Below are 21943 nucleotides of genomic sequence, written 5' to 3'. Positions count from 1 at the left end.
CGGGGATAGACGGATGATCGACAGGGGCAAGCGGCGTCTCGCGCGGCCTGCCTGTATACGTAAACAACTGTGAGTCGCCATGCTGCGGAGCAACATGGCAGCGGCGCTCAGTCGGGCCAGCGGTAGCGCAGCGGCTGCCTGGCCATGAAGCGGTCTGCGGCCTCGCGGCGATAGCCGGTGGAAAAGGCGATGCCCTGTCCGTCCGCTTCCATCGCCAGCATGGTGTGCAGGTCCTGGTTGAGCGACGCGTTCAGCGCCTGCTTGGTCAGGCCCACCGCGACCGGCGAGGCCTCGGTGAAGGCGCGTGCCAGCGCTTGCGCGCGCCCGGCCAGGCTTTCTTCCGGCACGATTTCCATGACGATGCCAAGGTCTTGCGCGGCCTCGGCATTGAGCTCGCGCATCGAGAACATCAGCGCCTTGGCGCGCTGCAGCCCGATCATCCGCGGCAAGGTGTAGAAGACGCCACAGTCGGGAATCAGGCCCATGCGCAGGAACGGCAGCCCGAAGCGCGCCCGCGGCGTGGCCAGGATGATGTCGGCGGTCAGCGCCAGGCTGAAGCCGGCACCGTAGGCCGCGCCGTTGACGGCGGCAATGACCGGCACGTCCAGCTGGATCAGGTCTTCCAGCCAGCCGTGCGCCTGCTGCAGCCGGCGGCGGCCCCGCGGCGCGTCGATCTCGACCTGCATCGAGCTGATGTCGCCGCCCGAGCAGAAGTCGGTGCCGGCGCCGGTCAGGATCAGCGCGCGCACGCTCTCGTCGGCACGCACCTGGCGGATGGCTTCGCCGATTTCGCCGCGCATCGGGATCGACAGCGCGTTCTTGCGCTCGGGGTAGTTCAGGGTCAGGGTGGCGATGCCGTCTTCGATGGCAAAGCGGATGGTTTCCATGGATAGACTCCGGTATGCGGTGCCGTGGGCGCTCAGTCCAGCTGGATGTTGGCGTCGCGCACGATCTTGGCCCACTTGGGCATGTCGCCGCTGACCACCTCGGCCAGTTCCTGCGGGCTCGAGCCGACCGGCTGCAGGCCCATGCCGGCCAGCTTCTGCGAGACCTCGGGCAGCTTCACGATGCGCGCGGTCTCGGCCGCCAGCCTGGCGGTCACGTCCTTGGGCGCGCCGGACGGCAGGAACAGCGCGAACCAGCCGTTCGGCTCGAAGCCCTTCAAACCCAGCTCGGCAAAGGTCGGCACATTGGGCAGCGCCTTGTAGCGCTGGCTGCCGGTGATGCCGAGGATCCTGAACTTGTTGCTGCCCAGGTAGGGATTGGCCGACGTCACGTCGACAAAGGCCGAATCCACCTGCCCGCCAAGCACGTCGCTCATCAGCGGCGCGGCGCCCTTGTACGGGATATGGGCCATGTCGATGCCGGCCTGCTGGCGCAGCAGCTCGCCATGCAGGTGCGACGAGGTGCCGTTGCCGTAGGAGCCGTAGCTGAGCTTGCCTGCCTTGGCCAGCGCCAGGAACTCGCGCATGTTGCTGGCCGGCACGCGGTTGGGCACGACGAACAGGTCCGAGGACTTGGCGATCAGCGACACCGGCGTGAAGTCCCTGGCCACGTCGTACGGCATGCGCTTGTATAGGCTGGGCGACTGGATCATCGCGGTGATGGCCAGCAGCAGCGTGTAGCCGTCGGCCGGCGCCTTGGCGACGGTGTCGTTGCCGAGCATGCCGCTGGCACCGGGCTTGTTCTCCACCACCACCGGCTGGCCCAGGATCTCGGCCAGGCGCTGGCCGACCAGGCGGCCGACGGTATCGGTGCCGCCACCGGCGGGATACGGCACGATCAGGCGGATCGGCTTGCTCGGATACGGTTGCTGGGCGAAGGCCTGGCCGGTGCTGCCGAGGATGGCCGCGCCGGCCAGGGTCCCGGCCTGCGCCAGCCAGTTGCGTCTGCTTTGCTGCATGCTGTGTCTCTCTTTGTTCCGGGTTTCGCCGCCCTCAGGCGCGCGGGGCTTCGGCCTGCATCTCGCGTTCCTGCAGGGCGCGCCACTGGATCTTGCCGGTGCCCGACTTGGGCAGCGCCTCGACGAACTCGACGATGCGCGGCACCTTGTAGGCAGCCAGCCGCTCACGGCACCAGGCCATGATGCGTTCGGGATCGGCCTCGGCGGTGCCGCGCGCCTCGGGGCGCAGCGCGATCACCGCCTTGACGGTCTCGCCGCGGCGCTTGTCGCGCGCGGCGATCACGCAGGCCTCGTGGATGGCCGGGTGGCCATACAGCAGGTTTTCCACCTCCGCCGGCCAGACCTTGAAGCCCGAGGCGTTGATCATGCGCTTGAGGCGGTCGCGCATGAAGAAGTAGCCCTCTTCGTCCATGAAGCCCAGGTCGCCGGTGCGCAGGAAACGCTTGCCGTCGAGCTCGACGAACGAGGCCTCGTTGGCTTCGGGGTTGCGCCAGTAGCCCTGCATCACCTGGCCGCCGTGGGCGACGATCTCGCCGGTCTGGCCTTGCGGCAGTTCCTGCAGCGTCTGCGGGTCGATCACGCGCGCGTCGACGCCGAAGGTGGCGATGCCCAGGCATTCGCGCTTGGGCTTGTTGCGCGGGTTGGACAAGAGGAACGAGGCGGTCTCGGTCATGCCGTAGGCTTCCACGTAAGGCAGGCCGAAGCGTTCCTGCAGCATGTTCGCGACCGCGTCGGGCATGGCCGCACCGCCGCCGCCGAGGAAGGCCAGGCTCGACAGGTCGCGCTGCGCGATGCCGGGCTGGGAGAAGAAGTCCACCATCATCGCCGGCGGCGCGCCCCACACCGAGACGCGGTAGCGCTCGATCAGGTCGGCGGCGAGCGCACGGTCCCAGCGCGGCATCAGCACCACGGTGGCGCCGAGGTAGATCGGCGAATTCATGCAGTTCTGCATGCCCAGCAGGTGGAACATCGGCGCCACCGCCAGCACCACCGATTCGGGCGTGCTGCTGCGCCAGATCTGCGAGCCGACTGCGGCGGTCATCATGGTGCCGTGCGTATGCATGCAGCCCTTGGGATTGCCGGTGGTGCCCGAGGTGTAGGCCAGCATGCACAGCGTGTCGAAGCCGGCCTGGTGCGGCAGCGGGCGATGCCCGGCCGCGCTGGCGGTCTCCCATGCCACCGGCATCGCGCCGGACGGCGCCGCCCGCAGCGCCGGCGCGGGCTCGCGCAGCCATGCCGGCACCGGCAGGCCGCCGTCGTCGCGCAGCATGCCGGCGTAGTCGTGCACGATCACGTGGCGCAAAGCCTGGCCATGCAGCGGCGACAGGCACTGGTACAGCTCGCTGCCGGCAAAGGCGGCAACCGCGCCGCTGTCGGAGACCACGTGCGCCAGCTCGGCCTCCAGCCACATCGGGTTGGCGGGCACCACCACGCCTTCGGCGCGCAGGATCGCGTAGTAGGCAATGATGAACTGCGGGCAGTTCTGGCTGAACAGCAGCACGCGGTCGCCGGGCTGGATGCCGCAGGCCTGCTGCAGGTAGCCGGCCATGCGCTCGATCTCGTCCTGCAGCTGCGCGTACGAGATCGCGGTGCCGAAGTACCGGATCGCGGCCTTGTCCGGATAGCGGCGCGCGGCGGCCTCGACGTTGTAGTACAGGCTGGTGCGCGGCGTGTGCAGCGTGGCGGGCAGGTCCGGCGGCCAGGCCGGAGAGCGGAACGGCAGGTTGGTACTTGTAGCAGGCTTCATTTGCAGCAGGGGTGAGCGGTTCAAGCGGTTCAATTCAAAATGGAAAATCAGTCCAGCCGGATGTTGTTGATACGGATCACCTTGCCCCAGCGGGCGTAGTCGGCCTGCACGGTCTGCGCGAAGGCGTCTGGCGTGCTGCCGGTCAGCACGATCCCCATTTCGCCCATGCGCTTGCGCAGCTCGGGCTGGGCCAGGATGCGGTTGACCTCGGCGGCGTACTTGTCGACCACCGCGCGCGGCGTCGCCGCCGGCAGGAACAGGCCGAACCAGCCCTGGCCGTCCATGCCGGCCACGCCGGCTTCGCGGAAGGTCGGCACATCCGGGAGTTGCGGCGAGCGCGCCGCGCCGGTCACGGCGAGCGCGCGCAAGCGGCCCGAGGCGTTGTGCGGCTTGGCGCCCATCACGGAAATGACGGCGGCCGGCACCTGGCCGCCAAGCAGGTCGTTCAGCTCCGGCGCCTCGCCCTTGTATGAGACGTGCACCATGTCGAGCCTGGCCGACTCCTTAAAGATCTCGCCGTACAGGTGGCCGCTCGAGCCGGTGCCGTACGAGCCGTAGGAGAACTGCTTCGGCTTGGCGCGGACCAGTTCGATGAATTCCTTCAGGTTGTTGGCCGGCACCGAGCTGTGCACGGCAAAGACGAGGTTGGTGGTGGCAAGCTCCGACACCGGCACGAAATCCTTGACCGGGTCGAACGGCGGCTTGGCGTAGAGGCTGGGCGCCTGCACCAGCGTGGTAATCGTCAGCAGCGCGGTATGGCCGTCGGCCTCGGCACGGGCCACCGCTTCGGAGCCGATCATGCTGCTGGCGCCGGGGCGATTCTCCACCACCACCGGGCGCTTCCAGGCCTTGCCCAGGCCATCCGCCACCGCGCGCCCCAGCACGTCGGTGGCGCCGCCGGCCGGATATGGCACCACCAGGCGCACGGCCTTGCTCGGGAAGGCTGCCTCGGCCCAGGCGGTGCCCGAAGTCAGCAGGCCCACGCCCACCGCCGCCAGCAGCCCTGCACCGAAGCGCCTCGATGCATGACGAAGATCCGCACCACGACGATTTGCCTGCATGTGTTGTCTCCTTTGGTTTTTTCCGGGGCGGTTGGGGCGCCTGGCCCCGGTTCACCCGGTACTGGCCGCGCTGGCGGGCCGGTTCTCTTGTATTAGCCGGAGAGTGCGCGATGCTGCGGTGCGTGGACAATGACCAGACGGGCCAAAATGATTGGCCGAATCGTTCAGGCAAAAGGCAGGCTTTGGCAAATCCCGATTGTGCGGTGCTGCAGGCGCTTGATAAGGTGGCGCAAAGACCGGAAATGTCCGCGCCGGCGCGTCACGTGACGAGGAGACCCATGCACACCGCTGTCCTGCCATCGCTGCGCCCTCCAGTACCGGGCAAGCTGCACTTCGCCGGCGCCCTGACGCAGGGTCCGCTGCCCGGCAGCGCCGCGCGCCTGACCGGCGCGGCACAAGCCCAGGGCGCCAAGGGAGCCGTGGCAGCCACGACTGCCCAGGCCCCGGCACGCCACACTGTCGCGATCCAGCACGTGCACCGCATCCTGCAGGGTGCGCGCCGCCTCGGTCACGACGTCGACGCATTGCTGCGCCGCGCCGGCGTTTCGCCGGCGCTGCTGGCCTCGCCCAGCGCGCGCGTGACACAGGGGCAGTACGCGGCGCTGATCCGCACGCTGCGCCGCGTCATGCGCGACGAGCTGTGGGGGCTGCTGGAGCGGCCGGTCCCGCCCGGCACGTTTGCCCAGGCGGCGCGGGCCATGATCCATTGCGCCACGCTGGAAGACGCGATCCACGCCGCCATGCGCCTGTACCGGCTGCATCTCGATGCCTTTACACCGCGCCTGCATGTCAGCGCCGACGGCAGGGTTGCCTCCATCCGGCTGCAGCGGCGCGCACCGACCTCCGCCTGCCGCAGCTTCGCGGAATCGACCTTCGTGTTCCAGGGCTATGCGCTGGTGAGCTGGCTGGTGGCGCAGCATATCCCGCTGCTCCGCGTCGACCTGGCCAACGAACGCCCGCAGGGCGGCAGCGACACCGAACGCGTGTTCAAGACCGCCGTGCACTACGGCCAGCCGTTCACGGCGCTGCATTTCGATGCCGCCTGCCTGCGCCTGCCGGTGATGCAGGACGGCGACAGCCTGCGCGCCTTCCTGCAGGAAGCGCCGCGCAACCTGCTGATCCGCTACCGCGACAGCTGCTGCCTGGCCGAACGCATCCGCCAGCACCTGCGCTCGCATCTGAGCGACGAACTGCCATCGCTCGAGCAGATGGCGCAGATGCTGCGGCTGACGCCGCAGACGCTGCGCCGCCGGCTGCGCGACGAGGGCCGCGGCTACCAGAGCATCAAGGACAGCCTGCGCCGCGATGTCGCCATCGGTATGCTGGAACACCCCGGCATGACGCTGCAGGAAGTGGCGCTGCGGCTCGGCTTCTCGGAGCCGAGCACCTTCCATCGCGCGTTCAAGAAGTGGACCGGGGTGGCGCCAGGCGAGTACCGGTTGCGGGGGATGCGCGGCGAGCTGGAGCCCGCCTGAGCCGCGCTATTCAAGCTGGATCTCGCCGTCGAATTTCGCCTTGAGCTTTGCCGCCGGCAGTTCCAGCGTCATCGTCACCGGAAAGCGTCCGGTGGCGGAGATGGTGCCATCGGCAATGGCCTGGGCGATCGCCTGCTCGATCTCGCGCTGGGAACTGACGCCGACGACCTTGAGGAACTTGCGGATGCTGAGGTTGAAGGTTTCCTCATCCATGTGCTGTCTCCGGGAGTTAGGCGCGCGCTGCGCCCTGGAAACAGCCTAGGCGATGCGGGGGCCTTGTGCAGGCGCCCCCGGGGACCTGTGCTTCAGATGACGCCCTGCTCCCGCAGCGCGGCAATGCGTGCGGCGGACAAACCCAGCACGTCTTCCAGCACGCGCCCGGTATGCTGTCCCAGCCGCGGCGGCGGCGCATCGTACTGCACCGGCGTTGCCGACAGCCGCAACGGGCTCTTGACCGTCGGGCACAGGCTGCCGTCGTCGCGCACCAGGTCGACCTGCAGCTCGCGGTGCCGCACCTGCGGGTCTTCCAGCACCTGGCCGTAGTCGTTGATCGGCCCACACGGGATGCCCTGCGCCTCCAGCGCCTGGACCCAGTGGGCGGTCTCGCGCGTGCGCATGTGCGCCTCCAGCATCGGCACCAGCGTCTCGCGGTGGACGATGCGGCCGGGGCCGGTGGCAAAGCGCTCGTCGGCCGCCAGGTCAGGGCGTTCGATGCCGCGGCAGTAGGCCTGCCACTGCCCGTCGTTGCCCGCCGCCACGATCATGTAACCGTCGGCGGTGGCGAACACATGGTAGGGCACCATGTTGGCGTGCGCGTTGCCAAAGCGCGGCATGGCCTTGCCGGTCACGCGCTGGGCGATGATCGGCGTGGCACCGACCGCCACCACCGCGTCGAGCAGCGCCATGTCGATATGCTGGCCCTCGCCGGTACGTTCCGCATGGCGCAGCGCGGCCAGCACCGCCACCGTGGCATACATGCCGGTCAGCATGTCGACCACCGCGACGCCGACCTTCTGCGGCCCGCCGCCGGGCAAGTCGTCGCGCTCGCCGGTGACGCTCATCAGGCCGCCGAGGCCCTGGAAGATGAAGTCGTAGCCGGGCTTGTGCGCGCTCGGCCCGGTCTGGCCGTAGCCCGTGATCGAGCAATAGACAATCGCCGGGTTGACCGCCTTCAGGCTGTCATAGTCCAGCCCGTAGCGCTTCAGGTCGCCGACCTTGTAGTTCTCCAGCACGATCTGCGACTTCGCCGCCAGTTCGCGCACGATCGCCTGCCCTTCCGGGCTGGCGATATCCAGCGTCACCGACTGCTTGCCGCGGTTGGCGCCGGCAAAGTAGGTGGCGTCGCGCGACGGCTGGCCGTTCGCATCGGGCAGCCAGGGCGGCCCCCACGAACGGGTGTCGTCGCCGGCGCCGGGGCGCTCCACCTTGATGACCTCGGCCCCCAGGTCGGCCAGGTTCTGCGCGCACCACGGTCCGGCCAGGATGCGCGACAGGTCAAGCACCCGCACGCCCTGGAGGGCGCCGCGGGCGGTGCCGGGCAGCGATTGCGCCCCCGCCATCTCAGATCGGGTCCCAGCCGATCACGTCGGGCGAGCGCTCCAGCTTGAAGAAGCTGTTGCGCATCGCCGGCATGGCGATCTCGGCCACGCTCTCCGGGGTCCAGCCTTCGCTCATGTGCACCGAGCGCACCGGGCGCGGCTGGCTCATCAGCATGATCTCGTTTGCGCGCACCGCGAAGATCTGGGCGTTGACTTCGGACGCGGCGTCGCTGGCCAGGTACACCGCCACGGGGGCGATCTTGCCGGCTTCCATCTTCTGCAGCTTGGCGACACGGGCCTTCTCTTCCGGCGTTTCAGCGGGGATCGAGCTGGTCATGCGGCTCCACGCGAACGGCGCGATGCAGTTCGAGCGCACGTTGAAGCGCTGCATGTCCAGCGCGATCGACTTCGACAGCGCGGCGATGCCCAGCTTGGCCGCCGAGTAGTTGGCCTGGCCCAGGTTGCCGATCAGGCCCGAGGTCGAGGTCATGTGCACGTAGGCACCGCTCTCCTGGTCCTTGAAGTAGCTGGCGGCGGCGCGGCTGACGAAGAAGGTGCCGTGCAGGTGCACGTCGATCACCGAGCGCCATTCTTCTTCATTCATCTTGAAGAACATGCGGTCGCGCAGGTTGCCCGCGTTGTTGACCACCGCGTCGATGCGGCCGAAATTGTCCAGCGCGCACTGCACGATGGCGTTGGCGCCGTTCCAGGTCGAGACGCTGTCGGTGTTGGCCACGGCCTCGCCGCCGGCGGCGCGGATTTCTTCCACCACGCGCTGCGCGGGGCCGGTGTCGCCACCCTCGCCGGTCATCGACACGCCCAGGTCATTGACCACCACCTTGGCCCCGGCGGCGGCCATTGCCAGCGCGATGCCGCGCCCGATCCCGCCACCCGCGCCCGTCACCAGCGCGACCTTGCCTGCCATCAAACCGCTCATTGCCTTGCTCCTCTGAAATCTTCTGAAATCCTGTCGTCCGGTCACTGCCGCCGTGGGCGGGGTGATCACCGTGCGTACGGCGCGATGATCGTCCGGATTCGCCGTTCACATGCCGGTCCGGTCCAAATTCCGGTGCGATTATCGGCACGGCGCGACCGGCGACGCCCGAGTGCTGTCATTCCGGATGTCAATGCCACGTGGGATACGATAAATTGGCACCCGCGTCTTTGGAATTCACGAATCACAAAAGTGGCCTTTGGCCTGACGGAAGCCCATGCATTACGACCTGACCGATCTGCGCCTTTTCCTGAACGTCGGCGAGACGGAAAACCTCACCCGCGCCGCCGAGCGCAGCTTCCTGTCGCTGCCGGCGGCCAGCACCCGGATCAAGCAGCTGGAAGAGGCGTTCCAGACACAATTGCTGATCCGCCAGGTCAAGGGCGTGCGCCTCACCCCGGCGGGCGATGCGCTGCTGCGCCATGCGCGCGAAGTCTTCCGCGAGCTGGAATGCCTGCACGCAGACCTGCGCCCCTATGCCAAGGGCATCAAGGGGCGCGTGCGGCTGCTGGCCAATACCACCGCCACCAATTCCTTCCTCGCCACCGGCGTGTCGCGTTTCCTGACCGAGAATCCCGACATCGATATCGAACTGGAAGAGCATCTGTCGCAGGAAATCGTGTCGGCCATCAGCGCGGGCGCAGCCGACCTCGGCATCGTGGCGGGTGAAGTCGCGACCCAGGACCTGGACGTGATGCACCTGTGCAGCGACGAGCTGATCGTGATCGCACCGGTGAACCACCCGCTGCCGGCGTTCAAGCGGCTGCATTTCGCCGACCTGCTCGATACCTGCCGCTTTGTCGGGCTGAACCAGTTCAGCGCGATCCAGTCGTTCCTGGACCGCATCGCCAGCGGCATGGGCAAGCGCATCAGCCTGCGCATCCAGGTCGGCAGCTTCGACGCGGTGTGCCGCATGGTCGAGGCCGGCGCCGGCATTGCCATCGTGCCCAACAGCTGCGCGCGGCGCTACGCCAGCCGCAAGGTGCTGCGCTTTATCCAGCTGGAAGACGAATGGGCCAAGCGCGAGCTGCGCCTGGTCCGGCGCCCCGGGCGCGAGCTGCCCCAGTTCGCCGAGACCCTGATCCAGTACCTGGTCGACGCGTCGCGCGAGCCGGTATAAGCGCCGGTATAAGCGCCGGTATAAGCGCCGAGCCCTAGCCGGCGGCCAGCCCCGTGGAGTGCGCCACCAGCCCGGCCAGCGGCCGCAGCGAGACCGCCATGACCGCCAGAAGCAGCCCCATGGCGAAGACTCCCGGCCAACTGGTGCGGCCGCAGCGCGCCAGCGAATCGTGGACCAGTTCCGGCGACCAGTGGTATTCACGCAGGCGCCGGATGGTGGACTCGGCCTGCCAACGGTACAGCTGGTTGCCATACATGCCCAGCAGCAGCGCCAGCGCATAAAGCAGCGGCCGGGACAGCGCCAGCGGCATGTCGACGCGGAATAACGCGTGCAGCACCGGCTCCATGCAGACGATCAGCGCATAGACGCCGACTTGCCAGTACATGCGCCGGTAGGCCATCCAGAACGGGCCGAACAGGCACGCCGCCCAGTTCCACGACATGCCGCCGCGCGCCTCGGCCAGGGCCCAGCGGCCGCTGTAATACGCGTAGCGCGGGCCCACGAAAGCGGCCAGCGCCGCATCGTCACGGATCGATGATTTCATGCCCCCTCCCCTGCCTGCTGCCTGCCCCGTCATCGCGGAACAGCATTTGCAGCATAGGCCGGTACGCGCCGGCGCAGCGTGCGCTGGCGCGCATTGAAAGGAGATTGGCGCAGTCCGGTGGGAGAACCGGCCTGTAGTGTCCCGAAGCGCTATTTCAAGCGCAGCAGGAGCTGCAGGATGACCAGCGTGAAAACCGTGGCGATGACTGCCGTGGTTTCGCGCCCGAGGCCGGCCGCCACGCCGATTGCCGCCACCATCCAGATGCTGGCTGCCGTGGTCAGGCCCTTGATATCGGATTCGCTGCCGTGTTTCAGGATCGCACCCGCGCCCAGGAAGCCGATCCCGGCGGTCAGCCCCTGCAGCACACGGCTGATGTCCGCCAGCGGCACGCCCGCCTGCAGCGGCACCAGCACGAACAGCGCCGAGCCCAGCGCCACCAGCATATGGGTGCGCAGCCCCGCGGCCTTGCCCGAGGCCTCCCGCTCATAGCCGATCAGCCCGCCCAGCACCACCGCCATGGTCAGCCGCACCAGCAGGCGGGTGGCTTCGCCGGCGTCGGGCAAATCGCTGAATTCGGCGCGAAGGGCGCCGTAGATTTCCGACCAGACCCCGTCCATCGCTCGCCCCCAAGGTGCTTTGGTACAGACCTGAGCCTAGCACGCACCGCTGGCCTCCGGCGCTGGCCGCAGCCGAATGCGGCTACGCCTTACCTGGCCGTGCGGCGGCGTCCTACACGGCAAGCGGAACCTCCCCGACAGTGCCGCCACGGGCCCGACCCTATATTGGAATCACCACGACTAGTGCAAAACAGGAGCTACACCATGCCCTACATCCTTGCCTGGCTACTTGGTGTCCCGGCCTTTGTCCTGATCCTGATCTGGCTGTTCGTACACTGATACCCACCCGCAGGCCCGCGCGTCTGCCTTTGAAGCGCCCCTGAAGCGCCCCCCGGACGCCCGGCACAGCCGGGCGTCTTGCGCTATGCAACCAGGTGCACAGCGCGCCGCAAGCGCTTCCGGCGGCCCTAAGCCGCTCTTTCGCAAATCCGAATTTCGGCGGGCAGGGGGGTCGGGAATAATGGCCCCATTCGAAATAGACGGGGCCTCCCCATGCTTGCAGAACAGGATCCGGAACTGCTGTATCCCGAAATCCGCGAGGCCGTGCGCGACCTTTGCGCCGGCTTCGATTCGGCATACTGGCAGCGCGTGGAAGAGCAGGAAGCCTTTCCCGAGCGGTTCGTGCAGGCGCTGACCCAGGCCGGCTGGCTGTCGGCCCTGATTCCCGAGGCCTACGGCGGCTCGGGCCTGTCGCTGACCGCGGCCTCGGTCATCATGGAAGAAATCAACCGCAGCGGCGGCAATTCCGGCGCCTGCCATGGCCAGATGTACGTGATGGGCTGCCTGCTGCGCCACGGCTCCGAGGGACAGAAGCGCCGCTGGCTGCCCGGCATCGCCTCGGGCGAACTGCGCATGCAGTCGATGGCCGTGACCGAGCCCACCACCGGCACCGACACCACCAAACTCAAGACCACCGCGGTGCGCCAGGGCGACAAGTACATCGTCAATGGCCAGAAGGTATGGATTTCGCGCGTGCAGCACTCCGACCTGATGCTGCTGCTGGCGCGCACCACGCCGCTGGACCAGGTCAAGCGCAAGTCCGACGGGCTGTCGGTGTTCGTGGTCGACCTGCGCGACGCCATCGGCAAGGGCCTGACGGTCAAGCCGATCCGCAATATGGTCAACCACGAGACCAACGAACTGTTCTTCGATAACCTCGAAGTGCCGGCCGCGAATCTGATCGGCGAGGAAGGCAAGGGCCTGAAATACATCCTCGACGGCCTCAACGCCGAGCGCATCCTGATCGCCGCCGAGTGCATCGGCGACGGCTACTGGTTCGTCGGGCGCGCCAGCAACTATGCGCGCGACCGCATCGTGTTCGACCGCCCGATCGGCCAGAACCAGGCCGTGCAGTTCCCGATCGCGCGCTCGTACGTCAATGTCGAGGCCGCCAGCCTGATGCGCTACAAGGCGGCGCGGCTATTCGATGCCGGCAAGGCGTGCGGCAAGGAAGCCAATATCGCCAAGCTGCTGGCCGCCGATGCCTCGTGGGAAGCGGCCAACGCCTGCCTGCAGACGCACGGCGGCTTCGGCTTTGCCGCCGAATACGACATCGAGCGCAAGTTCCGCGAAACGCGCCTGTACCAGGTCGCGCCGATCTCCACCAACCTGATCCTGTCCTACGTGGCCGAGCACGTGCTCGAACTGCCGCGTTCGTTCTGAGGTTTTTTTCGCATGTCCCCCAATAACTCCAAGGGCATCCGCCCGCTCGACGGCATCCGCGTGGTTTCGCTGGAGCACGCGGTTGCGGCCCCCTTCGCCACGCGCCAGCTTGCCGACCTTGGTGCCCGCGTCATCAAGATCGAGCGTCCCGGCGTGGGCGACTTTGCGCGCGGCTATGACCAGTCCGTGCACGGCCAGGCCTCGTACTTTGTGTGGCTCAACCGGGGCAAGGAAAGCCTGACCCTGGACCTGAAGGATCCAGAGGCGCAGACCATCCTGCACCGGCTGCTGGCTGATGCCGATGTACTGGTGCAAAACCTCGCCCCCGGAGCGGCCGCGCGCATGGGCCTGGACTTCGACAGCCTGCACGGCAAGTACGACAAGCTCATCGTCTGCGACATCTCGGGCTATGGCGACTCCGGCCCCTATCGCGACAAGAAGGCCTACGATCTGCTGATCCAGGCCGCCGCCGGCCTGGTGGGCCTCACCGGCGGCCCCAACGAGCCGTCGCGCGCCGGCGTTTCGATCGCCGACATCTCGGCCGGCATGTACGCCTACAGCGGCATCCTTTCGGCGCTGCTGCAGCGTGGCCGCACCGGCAAGGGCCTGCGCGTGCAGGTGACCATGCTCGAGGCGATGGCCGAGTGGATGAACCAGGTCCTCTACTTCGGCCACTACGGCGGCAAGCCGCCGGCGCGCTTCGGCGCTTCGCATCCGACCATCGCCCCGTATGGCGTGCATCGCACCGGCAACGGCAGCGTGATCTTCAGCGTGCAGAACGAACGCGAGTTTGCCAGCTTCTGCGAGATCGTGCTCGGCAACCGGGAACTGGCGCAGGACGAACGCTTCTCCAGCAATACGGCCCGCGTGCGCAATCGCCCCGAGCTCACCGCCATCATCGAGGAGCGCTTCGCGTCGATGACCGTGGCGCAGGCCGAGGCACTGCTGGACGAGGCGCAGATCGCCAATGCCCCGATGAACGACATCGAGGGCGTATGGAACCATCCGCAGTTGCAGGCACGCCAGCGCTGGCGCGAAGTGGCCACGCCGGGCGGTCCGATCGGCGCGCTGCTGCCGCCCGCCAACCTGTCGGGCGTGGAACCTGTCATGGGCGACGTGCCGGCACTGGGCGCGCACAGCCGGCAGATCCTGGCCGAGCTCGGCTATGCCGATGGCGACATCGCCGCGCTGGCCGACAAGCAGACCATCTGAAATCGAACACACCACGCCCGGTCATCTCGCAACTGGGCCCCGGGCTTTTTCCATTTCCACGAAATCCAATTCCGCATCGGAGCCTGCATGAGCCAAGCCGCAGACACCAACTACCCGACCCGCCAGCTGTGCCAGTTCCTGGCCGACTTCAAGCTGGCGCACGTGCCCGCGCCCGTGATCGAGCGCACCAAGGACCTGTTCCTTGACTGGATCGCCTCGGCCATCGCCGGCAAGGACGCACCGGCCGTGCGCCGCCTGCAGGAATTCGCGGCCGCCATGGGTCCGGGCCAGGGCGACGCCGAAGTGCTGGTCGACCGCCGCCGCACCTCGCCCTACTTCGCCGCGCTGATCAACGGCGCTTCGTCGCACGTGGTCGAGCAGGACGACGTGCACAACGGCTCGGTGCTGCACCCGGCCGCGGTGGTGTTCCCGGCCGTGGTGGCCGCGGCGCAGGCCGAAGGCAAGACCGGGGCCGAAGTGCTGCTGGCGTCGATCGCCGGCTATGAGGCCGGCATCCGCATTGGCGAGTTCATGGGCCGCTCGCACTACACCGTGTTCCACACCACCGGCACCGTCGGCACGCTGGCCGCCGCTGCCGCCGTGGCCAAGCTCTACAACCTGGATGCCGAAGGCATCAACCAGGCGCTGGGCTCGGCCGGTACGCAGGCCGCAGGCCTGTGGGAATTCCTGCGCGACGCCGCCGACTCCAAGCAGCTGCACACCGCCAAGGCCGCGGCCGACGGCCTGCAATCGGCGTGGCTGGCGCGCGCGGGCTTCACCGGCGCGAAGCAGATCCTGGAAGGCAGGCAAGGCATGGCCGCCGGCATGTCGAGCGACGCCGATCCCGCCGCGCTGACCGACGGCCTGGGCACGCGCTGGGCCACCGCCGAGACCTCGTTCAAGTTCTTTGCCTCATGCCGCCACACGCATCCGGCAGCCGATGCACTCAAGGTGCTGATGCAGCGCGAAGGCCTCAGCGCCGACCAGGTCGCCAGCGTCACCACCCATGTGCACCAGGGCGCGATCGACGTGCTCGGCCCGGTGGTCAACCCGGTCACCATCCACCAGGCCAAGTTCTCGATGGGCACGGTGCTGGGCCTGGTCGCCGTGCACGGCCACGCCGGCCTGGCGGAATTCGAGCAGCACGCGCTGCCCGATGCCAAAGTCGTCGACTTCCGGGAGAAGGTCACGATGGAACTCGACCCGGAGATCAACGCCGCCTACCCGCGCCAGTGGATCGGCCGCGTCACGGTGAAGACCACCGACGGCCGCACGCTGGCCGCACGCGTGGACGTGCCCAAGGGCGACCCGGACAACACCCTGTCGCGCCCCGAGCTGGAAGCCAAGGCGCTGCAGCTGGGCGCGTTCCGCAACGGTGCCAGCGAGGCCGAGATGCGCGCCATCATCGCGCGCGTGTGGGCACTGGAGCAGGCGCCCAACGTCAACGACTGGCTGCCCGCCGCACGCTGAGGAACGCTGCATGACTACTGCCGTCACCTACCTGTTCGTCCCCGGCGACCGGCCGGAGCGTTTTGACAAGGCCGCCGCCGCGGGCCCCGACATGATGATCCTCGACCTCGAGGACGCCGTGCACCCCGACGCCAAGCCCGCCGCGCGCGAGGCGATCGGCGCGTGGCTGGCGGGCAAGCCCGCCGCGCGCGCCATGGTCCGCATCAACGACAGCGCCTCGCCCGCGTTTCCCGCCGACCTGGCCTGGCTGCGCTCGCTGCCGGCCGGCACGGCGCTGGCCGGGCTGATGGTGCCCAAGGCCGAAGACGCCGCCGCGCTGGCACAGATCGCGCAGGCGCTGCACGCCATCAATCCGCAAGGTGAGCTGGTCGCCATCATCGAGACCGCCCTAGGCCTGCACCAGGTCGACACGGTGGCCACGGCCAGCGGCGTGGCACGGCTGGCGTTCGGTTCGCTCGACTATGCGGTGGACCTCGGCTGCAGCCACACCCGCGACGCGCTGGCGTTCGCGCGCGCCCGCATCGTGCTGGCTTCGCGCGTGGCCGGGCTGCCGCCGCCGGTGGACGGCGTCACCACCGCGCTGAAGGATGAAGCCGTGCTGGCCAGCGACGTCGCCTACGCGCGCGAACTCGGCTTTGCCGGCAAGCTGTGCATCCACCCGGCGCAGCTGGGCGCGGTGCGCGCAGGCTTCCTGCCCAGCGCAGAACAGCTCGACTGGGCCCGCCGCGTCCTCGCAGCCACCGCCAGCGGCAGCCATGCCGTGCAGGTCGATGGCAAGATGGTCGACCGGCCCGTGATCGAGCAGGCGAAACGCCTGCTGGCGCTGGCGCAATAGCGCCCCGCTTTTCCTGTCCACCCCGAACCTGCAAGCCCATGACTGACGCCACTTCCGAACTCGAACGCCTGCGCGGCTGGATCGGCCGCAGCGAATCGCGCACCGAAACGCTGTCGCCCGAACCGGTGATCGGCCTGGCCGCGACCTTCGACCTCGACCCCGAGGCGGTCGCCGCCGGCCCGCTGCCGCCGCTGTGGCACTGGCTGTATTTCCTGCCGCGCGCGCAGCAACGCGACATCGGCCGCGACGGCCACCCGCACCTCGGCGGCTTCATGCCGCCGGTGCCGCTGCCGCGCCGCATGTGGGCCGGCAGCGAACTGACCTTCAGCCATCCGCTGCATATCGGCGATACCGTCACGCGCACCTCCACCATCGCAGACGTGCAGTACAAGACCGGCCGCAGCGGCGAACTGTGGTTCGTCGCGGTCGACCATGAACTGACCGTCAACGGCAAGACCGCGATCAACGAGCGCCACGACATCGTCTACCGCGCCATGCCGGACCCGTCCAAGCCGCAGCCGCCGCGCCCGCGGCTGGAACACACCGCGCAATGGCAGCGCACGCTGCAGGCCGACCCGGTCATGTTGTTCCGCTATTCGGCGCTGACCTTCAACGGCCACCGTATTCACTACGATCGCAGCTATACCCGCGATGTTGAAGGGTATCCCGGCCTGGTGGTGCATGGGCCGATGCAGGCCATGCTGATGCTGGACCTGGTGGCACGCGAGCAGCCGCAGGCGCGCGTGAAGCGTTTTGGGTTCCGGGGGCTGGCGCCGCTGTTTGATCAGGACACCATCACCGTTGGCGGCGCGGCCGATCCGGAGCAGGCTGGCCGGCTGGTGCTTTGGACGGGCGATGATGCTGGTGGGCAGGCGATGCAGGGGTGGGCTGAGATAGAAGGGTAAAGGGGCGAGGGCCGCAGGCGGATGCTGCAGGCGCTGATTCTCTGAGCATGAAGGGCGCCTGCCATCTCAGGGAATCAGCGCCCAACCTCGATTGGTTACCCGGGCATCGCGTCCTCAATTCCCTCCGCGACTTGTTCTACCCTGTCGGCCAGCAATTCAAGTGAGGTCCGGCAGAGCTCTCGCAAGGCATCCAGCGTAGTCGCCCGCAAGACTACGCTTCCTTCTTCCTGTGCGTCGCAATCGCTGTGTGTCACCAATGTCAGTACGCAGGCCGCGCCTCGCACAATCGCATCGGCTTGATCCAGCAGATTCAATAACAAGAGTTGCCGGGGGACAGGTAGCGCGTCCTCACGCGCTGCGCGCCGGGTTTCGGGACTGAAACGCGAAAGCGAATCATCTAGTCGAGGCGGGATGAAGGCGTCGGGTTCGAGGCTGGATTGGAGCATTACTGACCTCCGTAAGGTCGAAGACGAGGTAGCGTTAACCAGGTTCTCACTCCCGGCTCCTGCTGTGTCAGGAGCCCAGTCAGTCTAGAGCCGCTTGCCGTTCACAATCAAGGCGCAGATTGTGAAGGATCGATACGTCAAGGCAGTTTCAGAAGCGGCCAAGCTCCATGTTGCGAAGAATTGCGGGTTCGGGCCACGACTTGATCTGTGGCACTGGTGAAATGTTGTCGCAGTTTGAACCGCCTGGTTCAACGGCCGACAATCAAAGGCGCCATGCACGGGCACGGCGAAAGGACGCCGAGCTAACCGTAGCGCCCCCAAAATCCCCCTTAATCCGCCTGAATCCCCGCCTTCTTCACCACCCCACCCCACAGCGCCAGCTCCCGCTGGATCCGATCCCCAAGCTGCTTCGGCGTGCTGACATTGACGTCATACCCACCCGCCGCCATCCGCTGCCGATAAGCAGGATCGTCGCCGATGGCCTTCTGCGCCTTCACCAGCTTGTCGACCACATCCGCCGGCAGCTTCTGCGGCCCGATCAGGGCATACCATCCAGTCAGGTCATAGTCCTTCTGCCCCGACTCGATCATGGTCGGCACCGTGGGCAGCGCCGGATTGCGCGTCTTCGACGTGACCGCCAGCGCGCGCACCTTGCCGCCGTTGATATGGCCGATGGCGGTGCCGGTGATATCGAACATGAAGGTCACCTTGCCGCTCATCACGTCCGCCATCGCCGGCGAGTTGCCTTTGTACGGCACGTGCAGCATCTTCACGCCATTCATCTGCGCCAGCAGTTCCGCCGACAGGTGGTTCGATGCGCCCACGCCGGCCGAGCCGAACGAGACGTCCTGCGGATGCTTGCGCGCGTAGTCGACCAGTTCGCCGACGTTCCTGGCCGGGAAGTCCTTGTTCACCAGCAGCACGTTGGTGTAGTCGGTGATCAGGCCGATGTAGGTGAAATCCTTGACCGGGTTGAAGTTGACCGAACGCTGGATCAGCGGAGTCATGGTCATGGTGGGGCTGGCGACAAAGTACAGCGTGTAGCCATCCGGCGTCGCCTTGGCGGTCATGTCGGCGGCAATGGCGCCGCTGGCGCCGGCGCGGTTGTCCACCACCACCGGCTGCTTGAGCACGCGGCCCAGCTGCTCGGCGTAGATGCGCGCGGCGGTGTCGACCGGGCCGCCGGGGGCATAGCCCACCAGCAGCTTGACCGGCCGCGACGGGTAGGCGTCCGTCGCCCAGGCCGCGCCCTGCAGCAGCAGGGTCGTGGTCAGTGCCGCGAGTGTGGTCCAGGTTTTCATTGTTGTCTCCTCCAGATAGGGCTGAAATGCCCGGGCCGGCGTATGACGCCAGCCCGGTAAAGGGATTCAGGCGCTCAGTCCAGCAGCGCGCGCAGCGGCTGCTTGAGCAGCTTGCCGCTGGCAGTAGTGGGAATGACATCGACGGTGCGGATCTCGGCCGGGCGCTTGTACGGTGCCAGGCTTTCGCGCAGGTAGACGTCGAGCGCCTTGGGATCGACGCTCGCGCCTTCCTGCGTCTCGATAAAGGCGACCACCTCTTCGTTGCCGTCGCTGGCGGGGCGCCCCACCACCGCCGACTGGCGCACGCCGGGGAAGGCGTTGATCACCGACTCGACTTCGATCGGGTAGACGTTGAACCCCGAGCGGATGATCAGGTCCTTGGAGCGGCCGGAGATAAACAGCGCCCCGTCGGCATCCAGGTAGCCCAGGTCGCCGGTGTTGAGCCAGCCGCCCGGCAACAGCGCATCAGCCGTCTGCTCCGCGTTGCGGTAGTAGCCAAGCATCACGCCGGGACCGCGCACGCGGATCTGGCCGCGCTCGCCTGCGGGCAGAGGCGTGCCGGCATCGTCGGTAATCTCGATTTCGACGCCTTCGACGATATGCCCGGCCGAGCAGTCGGCACGCGGCGCGTCCAAGCGCGTGATGAAGAGCGAGCCGGCATATTCGGTGATGCCGTAGCCATGGTGCAGCGGCTGGCCGAACAGGGCTTCTACGTCGCGCTTGAGCGTGGGATCGAGCGGCGCGCCGCCGGTGTACAGGTAGCGCAGGCGCGGATACTTGCCCGGGCCTGCCCCATGTTGCGCCGCCACCGCAAGGATGCGCGTGAACATGGTCGGCACGCCTTGCAGGATGGTGACGCCGGGCGACGCCAGCGCCTCGAACACGTCGTTGCCGTCGAAGCGCGGGCGCAGGAACAGGCTGGCACCGGCGTAAAGGGTAGCCATCAGCACCGTGGCGATGCCGAAGATATGCGACATCGGCAGTGCCCCGTAGGCCACGTCCGCCTGCCCCATGTCGCGCGAGGTGGCGGAGATGCGGGCAAAGTGCGTCAGGCCGACATGCGGCACCATCACGCCCTTGGGCGCGCCGGTGGTGCCGGAGGTATAGATCAGCGTCGCGACCTGGCGCGCCTGTTCGCTGGCCACGCGTTCCGGCGCGCTGGCTGCGCGCAGTGCGAGCATGCCGTCGGCAAAGACGGGGCAGGCGCTGGCCTGCGCGCCGAGCCGCGCACCGTGCGCGGCGGCCACGTCGGACACATGGCCGGTGAACAGCACCAGCGCCGGCTGGGCGTGGTCGCGGATATTGTCGATTTCGCGCGCGGACAAGCGCGCGTTGACCTGGATCGGCCAGGCATGCAGCAGGCTGCTGGCGAACAGCGTCACCACCATCTCGTTGCAGTTCTCGCCGACCATCATGACCCGGTCGCCTTCGCCCACGCCCTGCGCCGCCAGCCAGTCGCGCGCCGCTTCGATGCGCTGCCACAGTTCGCCATAGCTGATCACCGCGCCGCTTTCGAACAGGCAAGGCGCGGCGGGCGTCTGCGCGGCCCAGTGGCCGGGGATATCGTGGATGTATTCGGGGCGGAAGGAAGACATGCGGCTGGGCTCGTTCGGGATACGGCTGGGTTGGCGATGCTTGCCGGCGGCAAATGCGCCGGAATGCACCCCGACGCACTTGAGCAGGCCGTGCCAGTTTGCGGCAAGGCTGCGCGCCGCGGTATTTGGAATTGGCTAAGGCCGTGTTCGTCCACGCCACCACCACCCGGCTCAGGTGGTTCCGCCGGCACGAAGGGCGACTTTATGATTGATAAAGCAATGGAGAACGCCCCGCGCCCTACAATCGGCCGGCACACCTAGGGCTGCACCGGTTGCTTGCCAGCAGCGGACGCCCGCGTAACGAGGGGACATTCAGATGGATTTGCGTTTCACCGCCGAGGAACAGGCCTTCCGCGAGGAAGTCCGCGCTTTCGTGCAGGCCAGCCTGCCGGAAGACATCCGCAACAAGGTGCTCAACCACCAGCGCGTCGAGAAGGACGACTACGTCCGCTGGCACCGCATCCTGCAGGCCCACGGCTGGGGCGCTCCCACCTGGCCCACGCAATGGGGCGGCACCGGCTGGACCGCGCTGCAGCGCCTGATCTTTGAAATCGAGACCTTCCGCGCCGGCGCGCCGCGCATGCTGCCGTTCGGCCTGACCATGATCGGCCCGGTGCTGATGAAGTACGCCAGTCCCGAGATGCAGCAGCGCTTCCTGCCGCGCATCCCGGGCGTGGAAGACTTCTGGTGCCAGGGCTATTCCGAGCCGGGCTCCGGTTCCGACCTGGCCTCTCTGAAGACCCGCGCCGTGCGCCGCGGCGACAAGTACATCGTCAACGGCCAGAAGACCTGGACCACGATGGCCCACTTTGCCGACTGGATCTTCTGCCTGGTGCGCACCGATCCCGATGCCAAGGCGCAGGAAGGCATCTCCATGCTGCTGATCGACATGAAGTCGCCCGGCGTGACGGTGCGCCCGATCAAGACGCTGGACGGCGGCCACGACGTGAACGAGACCTGGTTCGAGGACGTGGAAGTGCCCGTGGGGAACCTGGTCGGCGAAGAGAACCGCGCGTGGACCTACGCCAAGTACCTGCTCGGCCACGAGCGCACCGGCATTGCCGGCATCGGCCACTGCCACCGCGAGCTGCGCCAGCTCAAGCATTACGCCAGCCAGGCCACCGACGGCGCCGGCCGCCCGCTGATCGAAGACGTGCGCATGCGCGACAAGATCGCCCGCGTCGAGATGGACATCATGGCGCTGGAAATGCTGCTGCTGCGCGTCGCCACGCAGGCCGCCGGCACGCCCGGACCGGAAGCGTCGATCGTCAAGATCCGCGGCTCGGAGGTGCAGCAGGACCTGGGCATGCTGATGATGGAAGTGGCCGGCCCCAACGCCTGGCCGTATTCGCCGGACTGGCTCGAGCCGGGCGCCACGCAGCCGGTGTCCGGCCCAGAGTGGGCCGCCCCCGCCGCCTCCACCTACTACGACATGCGCAAGACCTCGATCTACGGCGGCGCGACCGAAGTGCAGAAGAACATCATCTCCAAGATGATCCTGGGTTTCTGAAGGGATAG

Annotated in this window: 20 protein-coding genes; 8 read left to right on the top strand and 12 right to left on the bottom strand. The window is 67.7% G+C overall.

Going from position 1 to position 21943, the window contains the following annotated elements:
* Window positions 1-107 precede the first annotated feature (107 nt).
* From E0W60_RS08430 to E0W60_RS08415, 4 genes are read right to left on the bottom strand one after another with little or no spacing between them, the layout of a single operon-like run.
* Entirely contained in the window at window positions 108-887 is a 780-nt protein-coding gene (locus E0W60_RS08430; protein WP_133094887.1) for an enoyl-CoA hydratase/isomerase family protein, read from the bottom strand.
* A gap of 32 nt (window positions 888-919) precedes the next feature.
* Window positions 920-1903 (bottom strand): Bug family tripartite tricarboxylate transporter substrate binding protein, encoded by a 984-nt coding sequence (locus E0W60_RS08425; RefSeq protein ID WP_135703643.1) that lies wholly within the window; start codon window positions 1901-1903, stop codon window positions 920-922.
* A gap of 34 nt (window positions 1904-1937) precedes the next feature.
* Window positions 1938-3650, bottom strand: a complete 1713-nt coding sequence (locus E0W60_RS08420) for a long-chain fatty acid--CoA ligase (RefSeq protein ID WP_135703642.1) — start codon at window positions 3648-3650, stop codon at window positions 1938-1940.
* Window positions 3651-3697: 47 nt separating this feature from the next.
* Complete coding sequence (locus E0W60_RS08415; protein WP_133094884.1) at window positions 3698-4711, bottom strand: Bug family tripartite tricarboxylate transporter substrate binding protein; 1014 nt, start codon at window positions 4709-4711, stop codon at window positions 3698-3700.
* Window positions 4712-4989: 278 nt separating this feature from the next.
* On the opposite strand from E0W60_RS08415, the gene E0W60_RS08410 reads away from it, so the two are divergent.
* Window positions 4990-6186: an AraC family transcriptional regulator gene (locus E0W60_RS08410; RefSeq protein ID WP_135703641.1), complete on the top strand. Its 1197-nt coding sequence runs from the start codon at window positions 4990-4992 to the stop codon at window positions 6184-6186.
* Window positions 6187-6192: 6 nt separating this feature from the next.
* Here the strand turns inward: E0W60_RS08410 and E0W60_RS08405 are convergent, their stop codons facing one another.
* The 3 genes from E0W60_RS08405 to E0W60_RS08395 all read right to left on the bottom strand — a co-directional run bounded on the left by E0W60_RS08405 (window position 6193) and on the right by E0W60_RS08395 (window position 8661).
* Window positions 6193-6399 carry a DUF6494 family protein gene (locus E0W60_RS08405; protein WP_133094882.1) on the bottom strand — a complete coding sequence of 69 codons (207 nt, stop codon included), beginning with the start codon at window positions 6397-6399 and terminating at the stop codon, window positions 6193-6195.
* Window positions 6400-6491: 92 nt separating this feature from the next.
* On the bottom strand, window positions 6492-7745 hold the full coding sequence (locus tag E0W60_RS08400) for a CaiB/BaiF CoA transferase family protein (protein WP_135703640.1): 1254 nt from the start codon (window positions 7743-7745) through the stop codon (window positions 6492-6494).
* Window position 7746: 1 nt separating this feature from the next.
* Window positions 7747-8661, bottom strand: a complete 915-nt coding sequence (locus tag E0W60_RS08395) for an SDR family NAD(P)-dependent oxidoreductase (RefSeq protein ID WP_133094880.1) — start codon at window positions 8659-8661, stop codon at window positions 7747-7749.
* 274 nt (window positions 8662-8935) lie between these two features.
* Between E0W60_RS08395 and E0W60_RS08390 the strand changes: the two genes are divergently transcribed.
* On the top strand, window positions 8936-9838 hold the full coding sequence (locus E0W60_RS08390; RefSeq protein ID WP_029047285.1) for a LysR substrate-binding domain-containing protein: 903 nt from the start codon (window positions 8936-8938) through the stop codon (window positions 9836-9838).
* Between the two features lie 34 nt (window positions 9839-9872).
* Here the strand turns inward: E0W60_RS08390 and E0W60_RS08385 are convergent, their stop codons facing one another.
* Both E0W60_RS08385 and E0W60_RS08380 read right to left on the bottom strand, forming a co-directional pair.
* Entirely contained in the window at window positions 9873-10382 is a 510-nt protein-coding gene (locus tag E0W60_RS08385; protein WP_135703639.1) for a DUF2628 domain-containing protein, read from the bottom strand.
* A 149-nt stretch (window positions 10383-10531) separates the two neighbouring features.
* Window positions 10532-10999 carry an MgtC/SapB family protein gene (locus E0W60_RS08380; RefSeq protein WP_133094877.1) on the bottom strand — a complete coding sequence of 156 codons (468 nt, stop codon included), beginning with the start codon at window positions 10997-10999 and terminating at the stop codon, window positions 10532-10534.
* A gap of 492 nt (window positions 11000-11491) precedes the next feature.
* Between E0W60_RS08380 and E0W60_RS08375 the strand changes: the two genes are divergently transcribed.
* The 5 genes from E0W60_RS08375 (at window position 11492) to E0W60_RS08355 (ending at window position 17083) form a co-directional block, all read left to right on the top strand.
* Window positions 11492-12661 carry an acyl-CoA dehydrogenase family protein gene (locus E0W60_RS08375; protein WP_133094876.1) on the top strand — a complete coding sequence of 390 codons (1170 nt, stop codon included), beginning with the start codon at window positions 11492-11494 and terminating at the stop codon, window positions 12659-12661.
* A 12-nt stretch (window positions 12662-12673) separates the two neighbouring features.
* A complete protein-coding gene (locus tag E0W60_RS08370; protein WP_135703638.1) occupies window positions 12674-13873 on the top strand; it encodes a CaiB/BaiF CoA transferase family protein in 1200 nt (399 codons plus the stop codon).
* Window positions 13874-13960: 87 nt separating this feature from the next.
* On the top strand, window positions 13961-15343 hold the full coding sequence (locus E0W60_RS08365; RefSeq protein ID WP_135703637.1) for an MmgE/PrpD family protein: 1383 nt from the start codon (window positions 13961-13963) through the stop codon (window positions 15341-15343).
* A 10-nt stretch (window positions 15344-15353) separates the two neighbouring features.
* Complete coding sequence (locus E0W60_RS08360; RefSeq protein ID WP_135703636.1) at window positions 15354-16178, top strand: HpcH/HpaI aldolase/citrate lyase family protein; 825 nt, start codon at window positions 15354-15356, stop codon at window positions 16176-16178.
* A gap of 38 nt (window positions 16179-16216) precedes the next feature.
* Entirely contained in the window at window positions 16217-17083 is an 867-nt protein-coding gene (locus E0W60_RS08355; protein ID WP_135703635.1) for an FAS1-like dehydratase domain-containing protein, read from the top strand.
* Between the two features lie 95 nt (window positions 17084-17178).
* Here E0W60_RS08355 and E0W60_RS08350 read toward each other — a convergent pair whose 3' ends face one another.
* From E0W60_RS08350 to E0W60_RS08340, 3 genes are all read right to left on the bottom strand, one after another.
* Window positions 17179-17529, bottom strand: a complete 351-nt coding sequence (locus tag E0W60_RS08350; RefSeq protein ID WP_135703634.1) for a hypothetical protein — start codon at window positions 17527-17529, stop codon at window positions 17179-17181.
* Between the two features lie 329 nt (window positions 17530-17858).
* Window positions 17859-18830 (bottom strand): Bug family tripartite tricarboxylate transporter substrate binding protein, encoded by a 972-nt coding sequence (locus tag E0W60_RS08345; protein ID WP_135703633.1) that lies wholly within the window; start codon window positions 18828-18830, stop codon window positions 17859-17861.
* A gap of 74 nt (window positions 18831-18904) precedes the next feature.
* On the bottom strand, window positions 18905-20425 hold the full coding sequence (locus tag E0W60_RS08340) for a class I adenylate-forming enzyme family protein (RefSeq protein WP_135703632.1): 1521 nt from the start codon (window positions 20423-20425) through the stop codon (window positions 18905-18907).
* A gap of 316 nt (window positions 20426-20741) precedes the next feature.
* Between E0W60_RS08340 and E0W60_RS08335 the strand changes: the two genes are divergently transcribed.
* On the top strand, window positions 20742-21935 hold the full coding sequence (locus E0W60_RS08335) for an acyl-CoA dehydrogenase family protein (protein WP_135703631.1): 1194 nt from the start codon (window positions 20742-20744) through the stop codon (window positions 21933-21935).
* Window positions 21936-21943 lie beyond the last annotated feature (8 nt).

The sequence above is a fragment of the Cupriavidus oxalaticus genome, assembly GCF_004768545.1.
Classification (GTDB): Bacteria; Pseudomonadota; Gammaproteobacteria; order Burkholderiales; family Burkholderiaceae; genus Cupriavidus; species Cupriavidus oxalaticus_A.
This window is presented reverse-complemented; position numbering and strand designations above follow the sequence as displayed.

Excerpts from the sequence above, each read along its gene's own strand:
- E0W60_RS08405 (WP_133094882.1), bottom strand. The coding sequence starts at position 6,399 with ATGGATGAGGAAACCTTCAACCTCAGCATCCGCAAGTTCCTCAAGGTC.
- E0W60_RS08375 (WP_133094876.1), top strand. The coding sequence starts at position 11,492 with ATGCTTGCAGAACAGGATCCGGAACTGCTGTATCCCGAAATCCGCGAG.
- E0W60_RS08385 (WP_135703639.1), bottom strand. The coding sequence starts at position 10,382 with ATGAAATCATCGATCCGTGACGATGCGGCGCTGGCCGCTTTCGTGGGC.
- E0W60_RS08370 (WP_135703638.1), top strand. The coding sequence starts at position 12,674 with ATGTCCCCCAATAACTCCAAGGGCATCCGCCCGCTCGACGGCATCCGC.
- E0W60_RS08425 (WP_135703643.1), bottom strand. The coding sequence starts at position 1,903 with ATGCAGCAAAGCAGACGCAACTGGCTGGCGCAGGCCGGGACCCTGGCC.
- E0W60_RS08395 (WP_133094880.1), bottom strand. The coding sequence starts at position 8,661 with ATGAGCGGTTTGATGGCAGGCAAGGTCGCGCTGGTGACGGGCGCGGGT.
- E0W60_RS08345 (WP_135703633.1), bottom strand. The coding sequence starts at position 18,830 with ATGAAAACCTGGACCACACTCGCGGCACTGACCACGACCCTGCTGCTG.
- E0W60_RS08380 (WP_133094877.1), bottom strand. The coding sequence starts at position 10,999 with ATGGACGGGGTCTGGTCGGAAATCTACGGCGCCCTTCGCGCCGAATTC.
- E0W60_RS08430 (WP_133094887.1), bottom strand. The coding sequence starts at position 887 with ATGGAAACCATCCGCTTTGCCATCGAAGACGGCATCGCCACCCTGACC.
- E0W60_RS08365 (WP_135703637.1), top strand. The coding sequence starts at position 13,961 with ATGAGCCAAGCCGCAGACACCAACTACCCGACCCGCCAGCTGTGCCAG.
- E0W60_RS08410 (WP_135703641.1), top strand. The coding sequence starts at position 4,990 with ATGCACACCGCTGTCCTGCCATCGCTGCGCCCTCCAGTACCGGGCAAG.
- E0W60_RS08420 (WP_135703642.1), bottom strand. The coding sequence starts at position 3,650 with ATGAAGCCTGCTACAAGTACCAACCTGCCGTTCCGCTCTCCGGCCTGG.
- E0W60_RS08350 (WP_135703634.1), bottom strand. The coding sequence starts at position 17,529 with ATGCTCCAATCCAGCCTCGAACCCGACGCCTTCATCCCGCCTCGACTA.
- E0W60_RS08360 (WP_135703636.1), top strand. The coding sequence starts at position 15,354 with ATGACTACTGCCGTCACCTACCTGTTCGTCCCCGGCGACCGGCCGGAG.
- E0W60_RS08415 (WP_133094884.1), bottom strand. The coding sequence starts at position 4,711 with ATGCAGGCAAATCGTCGTGGTGCGGATCTTCGTCATGCATCGAGGCGC.
- E0W60_RS08400 (WP_135703640.1), bottom strand. The coding sequence starts at position 7,745 with ATGGCGGGGGCGCAATCGCTGCCCGGCACCGCCCGCGGCGCCCTCCAG.
- E0W60_RS08335 (WP_135703631.1), top strand. The coding sequence starts at position 20,742 with ATGGATTTGCGTTTCACCGCCGAGGAACAGGCCTTCCGCGAGGAAGTC.
- E0W60_RS08390 (WP_029047285.1), top strand. The coding sequence starts at position 8,936 with ATGCATTACGACCTGACCGATCTGCGCCTTTTCCTGAACGTCGGCGAG.
- E0W60_RS08355 (WP_135703635.1), top strand. The coding sequence starts at position 16,217 with ATGACTGACGCCACTTCCGAACTCGAACGCCTGCGCGGCTGGATCGGC.
- E0W60_RS08340 (WP_135703632.1), bottom strand. The coding sequence starts at position 20,425 with ATGTCTTCCTTCCGCCCCGAATACATCCACGATATCCCCGGCCACTGG.